This window comes from Streptococcus hyovaginalis DSM 12219, from assembly GCF_000420785.1.
GTDB classification, from domain to species: Bacteria; Bacillota; Bacilli; order Lactobacillales; family Streptococcaceae; genus Streptococcus; species Streptococcus hyovaginalis.
The window spans coordinates 207,331-221,647 of sequence record NZ_ATVP01000002.1; the positions used below are offsets into that span (position 1 = coordinate 207,331).

General features: G+C 40.3%; 12 protein-coding genes and 2 tRNA genes. 12 read left to right on the forward strand and 2 right to left on the reverse strand.

The genetic code is table 11. From position 1 onward, the window contains the following. Nucleotides 1–96 precede the first annotated feature (96 nt). The 11 genes from G574_RS0102265 to G574_RS0102315 all read left to right on the forward strand — a co-directional run bounded on the left by G574_RS0102265 (nt 97) and on the right by G574_RS0102315 (nt 10,247). On the forward strand, nt 97–1,188 hold the full coding sequence (locus tag G574_RS0102265; protein WP_029690785.1) for an iron-containing alcohol dehydrogenase family protein: 1,092 nt from the start codon (nt 97–99) through the stop codon (nt 1,186–1,188). 100 nt (nt 1,189–1,288) lie between these two features. Next, a complete protein-coding gene (gene rpoE, locus G574_RS0102270; protein WP_029690786.1) occupies nt 1,289–1,867 on the forward strand; it encodes a DNA-directed RNA polymerase subunit delta in 579 nt (192 codons plus the stop codon). Between the two features lie 214 nt (nt 1,868–2,081). After that, on the forward strand, nt 2,082–3,692 hold the full coding sequence (locus G574_RS0102275; protein ID WP_029690787.1) for a CTP synthase: 1,611 nt from the start codon (nt 2,082–2,084) through the stop codon (nt 3,690–3,692). A 158-nt stretch (nt 3,693–3,850) separates the two neighbouring features. Continuing rightward, complete coding sequence (locus tag G574_RS0102280; RefSeq protein WP_029690788.1) at nt 3,851–5,611, forward strand: sensor histidine kinase; 1,761 nt, start codon at nt 3,851–3,853, stop codon at nt 5,609–5,611. Further along, on the forward strand, nt 5,608–6,336 hold the full coding sequence (locus tag G574_RS0102285; RefSeq protein ID WP_029690789.1) for a LytR/AlgR family response regulator transcription factor: 729 nt from the start codon (nt 5,608–5,610) through the stop codon (nt 6,334–6,336). Before G574_RS0102280 ends, G574_RS0102285 begins: the two co-directional genes overlap by 4 nt. Nucleotides 6,337–6,473: 137 nt before the next feature. Beyond that, nucleotides 6,474–6,923: an antiholin-like murein hydrolase modulator LrgA gene (gene lrgA, locus G574_RS0102290; protein WP_029690790.1), complete on the forward strand. Its 450-nt coding sequence runs from the start codon at nt 6,474–6,476 to the stop codon at nt 6,921–6,923. Between the two features lie 18 nt (nt 6,924–6,941). Continuing rightward, nucleotides 6,942–7,649 carry an antiholin-like protein LrgB gene (lrgB, locus tag G574_RS0102295; protein WP_029690791.1) on the forward strand — a complete coding sequence of 236 codons (708 nt, stop codon included), beginning with the start codon at nt 6,942–6,944 and terminating at the stop codon, nt 7,647–7,649. A gap of 56 nt (nt 7,650–7,705) precedes the next feature. Next, nucleotides 7,706–8,623, forward strand: coding sequence for an alpha/beta hydrolase (locus G574_RS0102300; RefSeq protein ID WP_029690792.1), 918 nt, complete (start codon nt 7,706–7,708; stop codon nt 8,621–8,623). 57 nt (nt 8,624–8,680) lie between these two features. After that, nucleotides 8,681–8,766 (forward strand) — tRNA-Leu (locus G574_RS0102305). Nucleotides 8,767–8,982: 216 nt separating this feature from the next. Next, nucleotides 8,983–9,864, forward strand: coding sequence for a class II fructose-bisphosphate aldolase (locus tag G574_RS0102310; RefSeq protein WP_029690793.1), 882 nt, complete (start codon nt 8,983–8,985; stop codon nt 9,862–9,864). 310 nt (nt 9,865–10,174) lie between these two features. Further along, nucleotides 10,175–10,247 (forward strand) — tRNA-Thr (locus G574_RS0102315). Between the two features lie 75 nt (nt 10,248–10,322). Here the strand turns inward: G574_RS0102315 and G574_RS0102320 are convergent. Next, the gene (locus G574_RS0102320) at nt 10,323–11,096 is read right to left on the reverse strand and encodes a site-specific integrase (protein WP_051130520.1); all 774 of its coding nucleotides are present in this window, start codon (nt 11,094–11,096) and stop codon (nt 10,323–10,325) included. 42 nt (nt 11,097–11,138) lie between these two features. Continuing rightward, nucleotides 11,139–11,474: a helix-turn-helix domain-containing protein gene (locus G574_RS0102325; protein WP_029690795.1), complete on the reverse strand. Its 336-nt coding sequence runs from the start codon at nt 11,472–11,474 to the stop codon at nt 11,139–11,141. Between the two features lie 159 nt (nt 11,475–11,633). On the opposite strand from G574_RS0102325, the gene G574_RS0102330 reads away from it, so the two are divergent. Then, on the forward strand, nt 11,634–14,159 hold the full coding sequence (locus G574_RS0102330) for an SEC10/PgrA surface exclusion domain-containing protein (RefSeq protein ID WP_029690796.1): 2,526 nt from the start codon (nt 11,634–11,636) through the stop codon (nt 14,157–14,159). Nucleotides 14,160–14,317 lie beyond the last annotated feature (158 nt).

Consider the following 14,317-nt stretch of genomic DNA (forward strand, 5'->3'; position numbering starts at 1 on the left):
TTAAAAGACCTTGCAATTATCATTTAAAATGATATGATAGACAGTAACATTTTGAATTTTTAGATAATTCAAAAAATATTTCTTAAGGAGAGCGCTATGACAACCAATAAAATGTCCAATTACAGTTACGGAGTGGATTGTTTTCAGGAAATTCCAGAAGTTCTGAAACCCTATCATGTTAGGAGTGTAGCGCTTATTGGTGGTGAGAAAGCGTTAGCTAGTGCAGCTGAAGAAGTTCAAACGATTTTAGAGGCTAACCACTACGAAGTAACGGGTCAATTTGTTTACGGAAGCGATTCAACCCAATCCAATATTGATAAGTTAGTAGCTAACCCAGATATCGCACGTGCCGATATCATCTTTGGTTTTGGGGGTGGACGGGCCCTAGATACTGCCAAAATGGTAGCTCATGAGCTTCAAAAAGAGATCATGACTTTCCCGACGATTTGTTCAAATTGTTCGGCAGGAACAGCCATTTCGGTTATTTATAAGGACGATCATAGTCTTTTAAAATACGGTTATCCAGAAGTTCCAGTTCATATTTTTATCAATACTCGCATCATTGCTGAGGCTCCAGCTAAGTATTTTTGGGCAGGTGTCGGTGATGGTATTTCCAAAGCGCCTGAGGTAGAGCGAGCTGCCTATGAATATGAGCAAGGTGGTGAACAGTTATCGCATACAGGTGTGCTCGGTAGAGCAATTGCCCTATCTTCCAAAGATGCTTTTTACCGTTACGGCCAGCAAGGGGTTAAAGATGTTGAAAATAATTTACCCTCAAAAGCAGTGGAGGAGATTGCGCTAGCGATTGTTGTGTCAACGGGATATGCTTCCAATCTCGTTAATCAGCCTGATTTTTACTTTAATTCTTGCCACGCCCATGCTTTCTATAATGGTACGACAGCTGTCCAGCGTGAAGGTGAACACTTACATGGCGCCGTTGTTGCATTTGGTGTTATGGTGCTTCATGCCTACTTTGATGAGGTAGAGGAACTAACGAAGGTAGCAAATTTTAATAAATCACTAGGTTTACCAGTGACGCTATCCGATATTGGCTTGACAGAGTCAGACTTGACAGTGGTGCTGAAGCTAGCCTTGACAACTAATGAATACAAGCATACACCATTTGATCCAGAACAGTTTACAGCAGCAATACTGAGGGCAGATCAACTTGGTCAGTCTCTGGCGTAATGAAATTTTAAAAAGGATCTGAAAATAACAATAAAAGTTTTGACGAAAGTGCGTTTTTAGCGTAAAATAGAAAGGAATGATAACATAAGGAGAATAGACCTTGGAATTAGACGTATTTGCTGGTCAGGAAAAGAGCGAACTTTCAATGATTGAAGTTGCTCGTGCAATTTTAGAAGAACGTGGTCGTGACAATGAGATGTATTTCAGCGACATGGTCAATGAAATCCAAGTCTATCTTGGAAAGACTGATGCCGAAATTCGTGAGTCACTTCCCTATTTTTACTCAGATTTAAATATTGATGGTAGTTTTATCCCCCTTGGTGATAACCGTTGGGGCCTTCGCTCATGGTATGCTATCGATGAGATTGATGAGGAAATCTTAACCTTCGAAGAAGAGGGAGAAGATGCACCAAAACGCAAGAAAAAACGCGTTAATGCCTTCATGGACGGTGATGAGGATGCCATTGATTACAATGATGATGATCCAGAAGATGAAGATTACACAGATGAAGCATCAGACATTGAGTACGATGAAGAAAACCCAGACGATGAAAAATCTGAGGTGGAATCATACGATTCTGAGTTGAATGAAATTATCGCTGATGATGACGTGGATGAAGACGTTGAACTCAATGAAGAAGATGATGATTTTGCGGATGATGATGAGGTAGAAGAGTAAGTAACCATATCCAGTTGACAAAATGTCGAATTTGGTTTATATTACTTCATGGGCACCTCTTTAGAGGTCGAATGATAAAAAAGCTCCCTAGTTTTTGACTAGGGGGCTATTTTTGTTTTTTAATGATCCTTTTAAAAGAGTAAGACTTTCCCGATATTCAAGAAGCTGGCGACATGGTCGCTGGTGATGATGTTTAAAAATAGAGGAGTTTTCGATGACAAAATATATTTTTGTAACAGGTGGTGTGGTATCGTCTATTGGTAAAGGTATTGTAGCAGCTAGCCTTGGCCGCCTGCTTAAAAATCGTGGTCTTAAAGTAACGATTCAAAAGTTTGACCCGTATATCAATATCGATCCTGGGACCATGAGTCCTTATCAGCATGGAGAAGTATATGTGACAGATGACGGGGCTGAGACGGATCTAGATCTTGGTCATTATGAGCGTTTCATTGATATTAATCTCAACAAATACTCAAACGTGACCACAGGTAAAATCTATAGTGAAGTTCTCCGCAAAGAACGTAAAGGGGAGTATTTGGGGGCGACTGTTCAGGTCATTCCGCATATTACGGATGCCTTGAAAGAGAAAATCAAGCGTGCTGCAACGACGACAGATTCAGATGTGATTATCACTGAAGTCGGTGGTACTGTAGGTGATATCGAAAGCCTTCCTTTCCTTGAGGCGCTCCGTCAGATGAAGGCTGATGTGGGGTCGGACAATGTTATGTACATTCACACAACGCTTCTTCCTTATCTTAAAGCAGCTGGCGAGATGAAGACTAAACCAACGCAGCATTCCGTTAAGGAACTTCGCGGTCTGGGTATTCAGCCTAATATGTTAGTCATTCGTACAGAGCATCCCGTTGAGCAAGGTGTCAAAAATAAATTGGCGCAATTCTGTGATGTTGCACCTGAAGCGGTGATCGAATCAATGGATGTTGAACACATTTATCAAGTACCGCTTAACATGCAAGCACAAGGGATGGATCAAATCGTCTGTGACCATTTGAAAATAGATGCACCGCAAGCAGATATGACGGAATGGTCAACTATGGTTGATAAGGTGCTTAACCTCAAGAAAACAACTAAGATTGCTTTGGTTGGGAAATACGTTGAATTACCAGATGCCTACTTGTCAGTTGTTGAGGCACTCAAACATTCAGGCTATGTCAATGACTCAGCTATTGATCTCAACTGGGTGAATGCTAATGATGTGACAGCTGAAAATGTTGCAGACTTACTTGGTGATGCGGATGGTATCATTGTTCCTGGTGGGTTCGGACAACGTGGAACAGAAGGTAAAATCCAAGCTATCCGCTATGCGCGTGAAAATGATGTTCCTATGTTAGGTGTCTGCCTCGGCATGCAGTTAACCTGTGTGGAGTTTGCTCGCCATGTTCTTCATCTAGAAGGTGCCAACTCGGCTGAACTTGATCCTAAAACACCTTATCCGATCATTGACATTATGCGGGATCAAATTGATATTGAGGATATGGGGGGAACGCTTCGTCTCGGTCTTTACCCATGTAAGTTGAAACCAGGTTCAAAAGCAGCAGCAGCTTATAATAATCAAGAAGTGGTACAACGTCGCCATCGTCACCGCTACGAATTCAATACCAAATTCCGTGAAGACTTTGAAAAAGCTGGCTTTGTTTTCTCAGGTGTTTCACCAGACAACCGTCTCATGGAAATCGTTGAAATCCCAGAAAACAAATTTTTTGTGGCAGCCCAATATCACCCAGAATTACAGAGTCGTCCAAATCATGCAGAAGAACTTTACACTGCCTTTGTGACAGCGGCTGTTGAAAATCACGCTCAAAAGTGAGTTGAATGTGACAAAACATTAGTGCTATAATAAGACTTAAAGAAAACCGCTTTCATTAGAAGGAGTGGAAACAAAAAGCCTAGGCTAGTTTGTGGCTTGTAAACAGAAAGCTTCTTTCTCTTGATTGAGGTGAGTACTATCTTGAAAAGAGGTTAGTTATGGTTTCGTTGATACTTCCTTTGTTGGAACGTGTGGGGCTTATTATACTGTTGGCTAATCTATTAATGATTAGCCCTTTTTATAAAAAAATGATGTCCCACCGGAAATCCTTAAAAGTACGGTGGATCTTGATCGTTACTTTTAGTTTATTTGCTATTATTTCCAATTTCACAGGTGTCTTGGTATCATCTCCAATGACCATAGAAGGTGGCAATGCGGTTTCGCTGACCCCTCACTCCTCGATTGCTAATACGAGAACATTGACCATTGGGATGTCCGGTCTGATTGGTGGTCCTTTGGTTGGCTTTGTGGTTGGTTTGATTTCTGGTGCTGTTCGTTGGATGCAAGGTGGAACTGTTCCTTATACTTACTTTATCTCATCGATTTTAATCGGTCTTTTATCGGGGTTTTTCGGTAGAGTAAGTTTGCGAAAAAACACCTACCCTGCCGTTTGGCAAGGTAGTCTATGCGGTGCCTTGATGGAAGTGGTACAGATGTCCTGTATTTTGCTTTTCTTGCCGGATAAGCAACAGGCATTGAGTTTGATTAGAACCATTGCTTTGCCTATGGTGCTTGTCAATGCTTTGGGAACAGGCATCTTTTTGTCGATCATTATTGGAACTTTACGCCAAGAAGAGAGTATGAAGGCCATCCAAACACACGATGTTTTGGAATTGGCCAATCGAACCCTACCTTATTTTAGACAAGGTCTGACTTCGGAGTCCGCACGAAATGTCGCTGAAGAGATCAAACGATTTATGCGCGTTTCAGCAGTTAGTGTGACTAATAAGCATTCGATCTTGGCTCACGTGGGTGCTGCTAGTGATCATCACATTCCTAAAAAGAAAATAGCGACGGATTTGTCGAAAGAAGTTGTTGAAACGGGAGAGATTCACGTTGTTCACCATAAAGAACAGATAGGTTGCCCTTATCCAGATTGTCCCTTGGAAGGGGCTATTGTTGTTCCATTATTTGTTAAAGGGCAGGTTGTTGGAACTTTTAAGCTCTATTTTACCAATGCCGAAAAATTAACTTACGTTGAAGAGCAACTGGCTGCCGGTCTGGGCAATATTTTTTCGTCTCAGTTGGAACTAGGTCAGATGGAGCTAGAACAGGGACTTTTAAAGGATGCTGAAATCAAATCGCTACAAGCACAAGTAAATCCTCATTTCCTATTTAATGCGATCAATACGATATCGGCCTTGATGCGTATTGATAGTGAGAAAGCACGTCACCTACTGCTACAGTTGGGACAATTTTTCCGATTTAATATTAAAAGTACACGACATAATGTGATTACCGTTGAAGAGGAGTTGGAACACTTACAAGCTTATCTTGCTATTGAGCAGGCTCGTTTTCCAGATCGTTTTCACGTCTTACTAGATGTTCCACAAGACTTGTACCAGTCGAGTGTTCCGCCGTTTATTATTCAAGTGCTGGTTGAAAATGCGCTTAAACATGCCTTTCCAGGGCGCAAGAGTCATAATCGCGTACACGTCAATTTGAATCTAACCGATCAGGGTCAGTTAGCTTTGGAAGTAAAAGACAATGGTCAAGGTATTTCAGAACATTTGATAGAAAAGTTGGGTAAAGAGGTGGTTCCATCTGAAAAGGGCACTGGCTCTGCCCTTGAAAATCTCAATAGACGCTTAATTAACCTTTATGGGGCAGAGGCACAACTAAACATTGTATCTAGTCCCAAAGGCAGTTCATTCAGTGTCATCATCCCCAATCAATCCCTTAAGGAGGATCAAAAATGAAAGTGGCCGTTATTGATGACGAACCTTTAGCACGTATGGAGTTGAGTTACCTCTTGAAACAAACACATGAGGTCTCCGATATTATAGAAGGAGAGTCCATTGAAGATGCTTTCCAATTGATCTTAACGGATCAGCCAGATTTGCTCTTTTTGGATATTCATCTGACGGATGAAAGTGGTTTAGATCTTGCCAAACGCTTGCAAAAAGTGCCAAATGCGCCCCTGATCATTTTTGCGACAGCCTATGACAATCATGCTGTTGAGGCTTTTGAAGTCAATGCTCTAGACTACATTTTAAAGCCTTTTGAGCAGGAGCGTATCCAAAAAGCTGTTACCAAAGCCAAGCAGGCTTTACAAGCAAATTCTTCTGTTCCAGCAAGTCATGATGATGTGAGAGAAAGCAGTCGCTTGACCTTAGAAACAGATGAGCGGATTTATTTGATTTCTTTTGATGATATTATTTATTGTGAGGTTCAAGGGAAAGAGACGACAGTTTATACCAAGCAGGGCATGCATACGACACATACCAGCTTATCTTCTCTTGAAAAAGTGTTGACCTCTAGTCGCTTTATGAAAGTACATCGTAGTTACTTGATTAATCAGAAGGAAATTAAAGAAATTCAACCTTGGTTCAACCAAACTTACCAAGTGACCATGTCAAATGGAGGTAAAGTTCCTGTTAGTCGTTCCTACTTAAAAGACTTTAAAGCACAATTAGGTTTATAAAAAGCATTTCAAGAAGAAAAAAATGCATTTCATACCAAAAAGAAAGCGTTTTACACCAAAAAGAGTCTATAGGGCTCTTTTTTAGCTATAATGAAAGCATCAAAAGCCAAAACAATTTATAAAAAGGAGAAAAGCTAATGAAAAAAGATTATCCAATCATCTATCAAAGTATTGTCATTGCCATTATTGTATTGGTATCAAAAGGGATTGAAAGTATCTTTCCTTTCACCATGCCGTCTTCGGTCATTGGATTGGTTCTCTTGTTTTTAGCCTTAAGCTTCAACCTTATCAAGTTAGAACAAGTTGAAAAGGTAGGAGATGCTTTGGTTGATAATATCGGATTATTCTTTGTCCCAGCTGGTATTTCTGTTATTAATTCTTTAGGCATCTTACGTGCCCACTTTGTTCTTGATATTCTATTGATCTTTATTTCAACCTTATTCCTATTGGCAGCGACAGGATGGATGACCCAACTTCTTATCGCTTTCCACCCTCAAAAAGTATGGGCTTCTGTAAAACAATATGTTGCTAGTAAGAAATACAGCTCTGAAAAAAGTTATATGACTAGTCAACAAGACTATAAATAAGGAAGAGAGGTCGTTCTCATGGATGCTTTACTTCAACTCTTAAAAGATTCTCCCGTATTTGGTGTACTGCTCTCAATCGGAGCATTCTATATTGGTCAAGTGCTCTTTAAGAAATCAAAAGGATTCTTCCTATTTGCACCTTTATTTGTATCAATGATTTTAGGGATTGCCTTTCTTTTATTAACAGGTATTTCCTTTGACGATTATAATAAAGGCGGTCAAATCATCAGCTTTTTCTTAGAGCCTGCAACCATCTGTTTCGCTATTCCACTTTATAAGAAACGCGAGGTTCTTAAAACCTATTGGCGTCAAATTCTAGGTGGCATCACTTTAGGTAGTATTTTAGCCGTCTATGGTATTTATATTGTGTCTAGTGTGTTTGGCTTAGGTGATATGGTAACGGCATCTATGCTTCCACAAGCGGCTACAACAGCAATCGCTATGCCAACATCCATTGCGATGGGAGGGTCAGGCGAGCTCACTTCCTTGGCTTGTATTTTAAACGCTGTCATTGTCTATGCTTTGGCTAAACCACTCGTTAAACATTTCGGAATCAAGGATCCTATTTCTAGAGGGATTGCTCTAGGGACTGCAGGACATTCTCTTGGCGTATCCGCCGCTCAAGAAATGGGGGATGTTGAAGCATCAATGGGTTCAATCGCTTTGGTTCTAGTTGGGGTCATCGTAACAGTCGTTGTCCCAATTATGGGTAGCATTCTCTTATAAATGTGAAAAGAAAGGTTAACCTTTCTTTTTTACTGTTTTTAAGATACAATAAAGCCATGAAAGGCATTTTTTTACGATTAGCAGTGCTAATGACCTCAGTACTTTTCTTGGCCTGGTTAGGAGCTAGCGCCTACTTTTTCTATGTAGCTCAAGTGCGTTCTGAAAAAGAGTTTATCAATAACCAGGGGTTGAGTTCTAAAAGTCCTCTTTATTCCTTGAAGCAAGCTTTTGATGACCTACCGAAAGAAACACGCCACATCACCAATCAGGGATTAAAACAAGTTGCCTGGTACTTACCGGCCTCTCAGAAGTCCTCAAAAACGGCTATTTTAGTGCATGGATTTACCAATGATAAATCGGACATGAAGCCTTATGCTAAGTTGTTTCATGATATGGGTTATAATGTCCTTATGCCTGATAATGTTGCTCACGGTCAAAGTCAAGGGAAAATCATTGGCTATGGCTGGAAGGATAAGGAAAATGTGATAAAATGGACAGAAAGCTTAGTCGCTGAAGACTCCGATCAAGAAATTACACTTTTTGGTGTCTCTATGGGAGCGGCTACTGTCATGATGGCTAGTGGTGAAAATCTTCCTGAACAGGTGGTCAATATCATCGAAGATTGTGGTTATACTAGTGTGTGGGACGAAGTGTCTTATCAGGCAAAGAGTATGTATCAATTACCAGAATTTCCTATCTTATATGGGGTATCAGCACTTTCGAAACTCACAGCTGGATTTTCCTATGGTGAGGCTAGTGCCGTTAATCAGTTAGCGAAAAATCATTTACCGACTCTATTTATCCACGGTGATCAGGATGATTTTGTGCCTTTATCAATGGTTTATGAAAACTTTGATGCTAGCCGAGGACCTAAGGAACTTTATGTGGTGAGGGGAGCAAAACATGCCCAGTCCTTTGCGAAAGATCCCCAAGCATATCGTCAAAAAATTGAAGCGTTTTTGAAAAAATATTAAAAATAGTGTTGACACCAATTAAAACAGCTGATATAATAATTCATGTTGTTAAGAACAGCGGAAATGGCGGAATTGGCAGACGCGCAGGACTAAGGATCCTGTGACCGCTTTAGGTCGTGGGGGTTCAAGTCCCCCTTTCCGCATCCCAAACCAGGTCTTTGACTTGGTTTTTTTCATTCATTTTCTAGAAAGCAAGGCACTCTAGTAGTTTGTTATATAATTTGAAAAAGGTGATTTTTTTCTCAATCCTCTCTAAAGAAAACGCTTAACTTAGAAGAAAACTGGTTTTTTAGACACAAGTGTGCTAGAATAGGGAGCGTAAGGGGAATTTCCCCAAAAATATAGAGGAGGCCTTTATAATGGCAATCGTTTCAGCAGAAAAATTCGTCCAAGCAGCTCGTGACAACGGCTATGCTGTAGGTGGATTTAACACAAACAACCTTGAGTGGACACAAGCTATCTTGCGCGCAGCAGAAGCTAAACAAGCTCCAGTTCTTATCCAAACATCAATGGGTGCTGCTAAATACATGGGTGGTTACAAAGTATGTCAAGCTCTTATTGCTAACCTTGTAGAGTCAATGGGTATCACTGTACCAGTTGCTATTCACCTTGACCACGGTCATTACGAAGATGCACTTGAATGTATCGAAGTTGGTTACACTTCAATCATGTTTGACGGTTCACACCTTCCAATCGAAGAAAACCTTGAAAAAGCTAAAGAAGTTGTTGCTTTAGCACATGCAAAAGGTGTTTCTGTAGAAGCTGAAGTTGGTACAATCGGTGGTGAAGAAGACGGTATCGTTGGTACTGGTGAACTTGCACCAGTTGAAGATGCTAAAGCTATGGTTGAAACTGGTATTGACTTCTTGGCTGCTGGTATCGGTAACATCCACGGTCCTTACCCAGAAAACTGGACTGGTCTTGATCTTGACCACTTGAAGAAATTGACTGAAGCTGTTCCAGGATTCCCAATCGTACTTCACGGTGGTTCAGGTATTCCTGATGAGCAAATTCAAGAGGCAATCAAACTTGGTGTTGCTAAAGTTAACGTTAACACTGAAAGCCAAATCGCCTTCTCTAATGCAACACGTGCATTTGCTCGTGCTTATGATGCAGACGAAGCAGGCTACGATGCTAAAAAACTCTTCGACCCACGTAAATTCTTGGCAGACGGTATGAAAGCTGTTCAAGGTGCTGTTGAAGAACGTATCGATGTCTTCGGTTCAGCAAACAAAGCGTAATAGTATAACATTTTGAACAGGGTTTCCTAGGAAATCCTGTTTTTTGTTTTCTTTTGGAAGGTTCGGTTATAAGTGCCACCTATTTCTGAAATTGATTCCTTTCTAGTTAATCGTTGGAACATAGCAAAAAGGTTTTGGTAATACTTAAAAGATAGTTGTCTAGCTTGTTTCTATTTTTATTTTTTAAAGAAAAAGATGGAGAAGGCAGAACTTTCTAATACAACTAATAGCAGCTAAGTAATACTCCGATAACTAGGATTCATATGACTCTTGACAAACATCAAGCAAGTGCTAAAATATAGGGTGTTCAGCCGATTTAGCTCAGTTGGTAGAGCAACGCACTCGTAACGCGTAGGTCACAGGTTCGAACCCTGCAATCGGCATCTTTCATGCCCGATAAGCCTTGTTTTATAAGGCTTTTTTTGTTTTTGTTCAAAATTTGTTCAAAGAATAGCAACTTATTTTAACAAGTCCCTGATGAGTTCATGTCCTTTCTCTTTCTTTTCTTTCAAAAGATGCCCATACGTCTCAGTTACTTGTTTTATATCTTTATGTCCCATAACATTAGCGACAACCCAAATATCTACATTATGAGCTAATAAGAAGCTGGCATAAGTATGTCGAATACCTGTAACTGATAGATTTGTTGGCTGAATGTTATTTTTTACTAAACTGTTCCTTAGATATTTGTTGACCGCATTATTAGTTGGAACACCATAGAGCTTATCATAAAAAACAAAATCATCAGATTTCTTAATGTGATATTTTTCATCTACAAGTTTTTGCTCTTGCTTGATTCTCTTCAGTACTTGCATTACTTTGTCATTAACTGGAATGGCTCGTACTGATGTTGCTGTCTTTGGTGGTCTCCACTGATAACTTGTAGAATCATATCGCCTATAGGTATGAATAACACTGTTTTTCCAGTCGATACAGTCCCACGTTATACCAAGTAGTTCACCAAAACGCATACCAGTTTGAAATGACAAATATAAATAGTAAGGAATGACGGACTTTTGATAATCAAATTCAGATTCAAAATAAGCTAATATTTTTTTGACATCTGCAATATTATCAATGTGCTTTTCAGAATCTAATTTCCCTTTCTTTTTCCCTGAAATAATTGCACCTTCAGTGAAATCGGTTATATCAATCTTATCCCGTTGAGCAAATTGAATAACTTTTCTTACTTCTGAATTGAAACGACGTATAAATTCTATTTTATGTGCCAAGGAAATTTAGAAAAATAAAAAGCCAAGTCATTTTAACTTGGCTTACTCTATCTGTTTTAATATATCTCTGAGGGCTTTAATTGTAGGCTCTCTTTTTTCTTTTGGAAGATTTTCAATATCTTGAATGAGATGATTAAACTCATTTTCTCGATTTTGAGTTTCGACATTGAAAAAGGTATTGGCGTCCACTTCTAATGCCTGTATGATCTTCTCTATAGTATCTATCTTAACATTTAACTGTTTGCTCTCTAAGCGATATATATAGTTAAATCCAAGATTGGCTTTTTCTGCTAGATATTCTTGTGTTAGTCCTTTTTCCAGTCTTAAATGTCTGATTTGCTTAGCGACAAACTCTTTTAAGCTATTATTGTTAGTCATGGCAATACCTCTCTACTATCATACAAGGTTATTCCATGAGTGTTACCACCTATAAAAGACTGAATTTTTTAAAAAAACAGTGTGCAAAAGACTGAAAAATGTGATAAAATACCGATGAAACAGTCTTTTAAGATAGTCAATCAAAAGGAGAAAATTATTATGTTAAAGAGTGAAGTTAGGGGTCATGGTACTATTAAGAAGTTGCGTACGGGTGCGGTTGTATCGGTATTGGCTTTAGGTGTAGCGGGAGTTAGTGGTGTTGTTAGCGCTGATGAGGTTGGCGCTAGTGAGGTTACTTCGGTAGCTGAGGCTCCTTCTACTGATGGGGTATCTGAGCCTGTAGTTGCTGAGCCTGTAGTTGAGACGGTGACGGCTGAGCAGGTTGCTACAGCTAAGGTTGTGGCTACTGAGGCTAATCAGGCGGTAACGGCTCAAGAGGGGGTTGTTGCTAGTGCTGAGCAGGCTGTAACTGCTAATGATGCTAGTATTACTGATTTGAATAATCAGATTCAGGAAGTTAGTGCGGTTACTCCTGAGGTAGTTGCTAGTGCTGAGGCTGAGGCTGATACTGCTGAACAAAACTTGGCAACTGCTAATGAAGCTGTAACTAGTGCTGAAGCTAGTCTTGCGGATGCTACTAATAAAGTAGAAACGCAAGAAGGGGTAGTTGCTAGTGCTCAGGCTGAGGCTGATAAGACGGCTAGTGCGGTTGCTGATGCTGAGGCTAAGGTTGAGGGTCTTTCGACTACTGCTGATACGGCTGAGTTAGAGCAGAGTGTTAGCGATTTAAGTGCTAAGGTTGAGACTGATACTACTAATGTAGAGAATGCTAAGAGTGCTTTAGAGGCAGCTAAGTTGGCTGAGACTAACAGACCTCAGGCTATTGAAGACCAGAAAGCTGTCGTTGCTAGTGCCGAGGGTAATGTCGACAGTACGGCTAAGGCTTATTCTGACGCTATTGTTGCTCAGCAGGCTACTCAGGCTGTTGAGGATTCTGCTAAGACTGCACTCGATACTCTTCAAACGAATTCTGGAAGCAGTATTTTTGTTCCCTCTTGGTATAATGATACTATTCGCCAACTAACCAAGGCTTACGGAAACGTTTTCAGTGGTGTTGATGTGACAGCTAATCAGGCTAAGATTGCTGAGCTAGAGAAGAAGATTTCTGATTGGGCAGATTCGACTTATTTTCTTGAAGACACTATCTTTGCAGGTAGAGAAGGGTATCGTTATGAGGGGGATACTAAAGATTATGACCGTATTGTTGATGTGAATAACCTTAGTTACGAGGAATCTTTAGAGTTGAGTTTGTTTGCTCAGAATCTTATTAATGACGTTCGCAGACAGCTAGGAACTCCGTTGTTGCGTGTGTCGTCTACTTCTGTTGAGGTGGCACGTAGGAACGCTAAACTTGACAAGATAACTACTATAGGTCATGATTTAGATGCTCTTGCTCAGGTTGCGAAAGAGTTTGGTGTTTCAAAAGTTAATGAGTCGGGGGGGTATTCTTATGGTAGTTCTACCCCTAGTATGTATCTTTTAAAAGATAATATTTTTAAAGAATTGGTTGTTATGCTTTATCGAGATTCTGACTCTCATTGGGGTCATACTCTACACATAACAAATTTGTATGGTGGTCAGGAAGAGTACTTTGGTGTTGGGAATCATCTTTCACCAGTTGGGATGCTAAAAACCCACTATAATACAGTCGAAGTCAAAAATACCGAAGGGTTATCTTCTTTTGACAAAACTGATTTAGGTTCTAGTGACGCTCTTGATAAAGCTCTGAGTGCCTATAACTTGGCAGTCCAAGCCAATAAAGACGCTAAAGCTAAGGTAGCTTCAACTCAAACGTCTTACGAAACGGCTCAAACTAAGCTCGCTGAGGCTCAAAAAGCGTTGTCTAACTTGCAGTCTGGTACAGCGGATATTCCAGCTCTTGAGCAGGCGGTAAAAGATGCTGAAACGCAACTTGCGATAGACCAAGCGTCACTTCAGACTGCTAAGGAAACCCTTACTCTTGCTAAGGCTAGTGCAGTAGATAAGGCTAAGGCTTTGGAAGTTGCTAAGGCTGAGCTTTCTGAGGCTATTAAGGCTAACGAGTCGGCTCAGGGGGTATTAACTCAGGAAACTGAGACCTTGGAAGTTCTTCGTAAGGCGGTAGAGGTTGCTGAGCTTGCTTTATCTGATGCTGAAGATAAGCAGGAAGTTGCTCAGGCTACTTTCGATACGGCTAGTGCTAAGGCTAGTGATCTTGCTACTAAGCTTGCTAATAAGGATAGTATCTTGGCTGAGTTGAATAGTCAGCTTGCTGAAGCCACTTATAAGTCTGAGACACTTCGTGCAGAACTTGAGACGGCTAAGGAGCTTCTTGAAACCTTGAAAGCTGACGCCAATGCTAAGAATGTTGAGTATCTCAGCTTGTTAGGCTTGAAGGCTGAACAAGATAAGGCGGAGGATGAGGTCGCTAATATTAAAAACGTTTCTTCTCAAACGAACCAATCCGTACACAACAAAGCTATTACAGCGAAAATAACCCAAAATATTGTTAGTCGCCATCAGGCAGGTAAAACAAGCTATCAAGCTAGTCTACCAGAAACAGGAGATGAGAGTTCACTGTTTGGAATTATGGGAGTTAGTTTATTATTAGGACTTGGTTTTGTTGGTAAGCGAAGAAAGGTTTAATTTATGAAAAAAGGGTTCCTTTGGCTACTTAGCGTACTAGCTGGTGTTATTGTTATACTTAGTGTAATGATAGTTGGCTATTATATTCTAAATAGTGGTGCTGAACCAGTAGCGACCACAATAGAAAATCACTCATCTACAAAATCAAGTGAAACCAG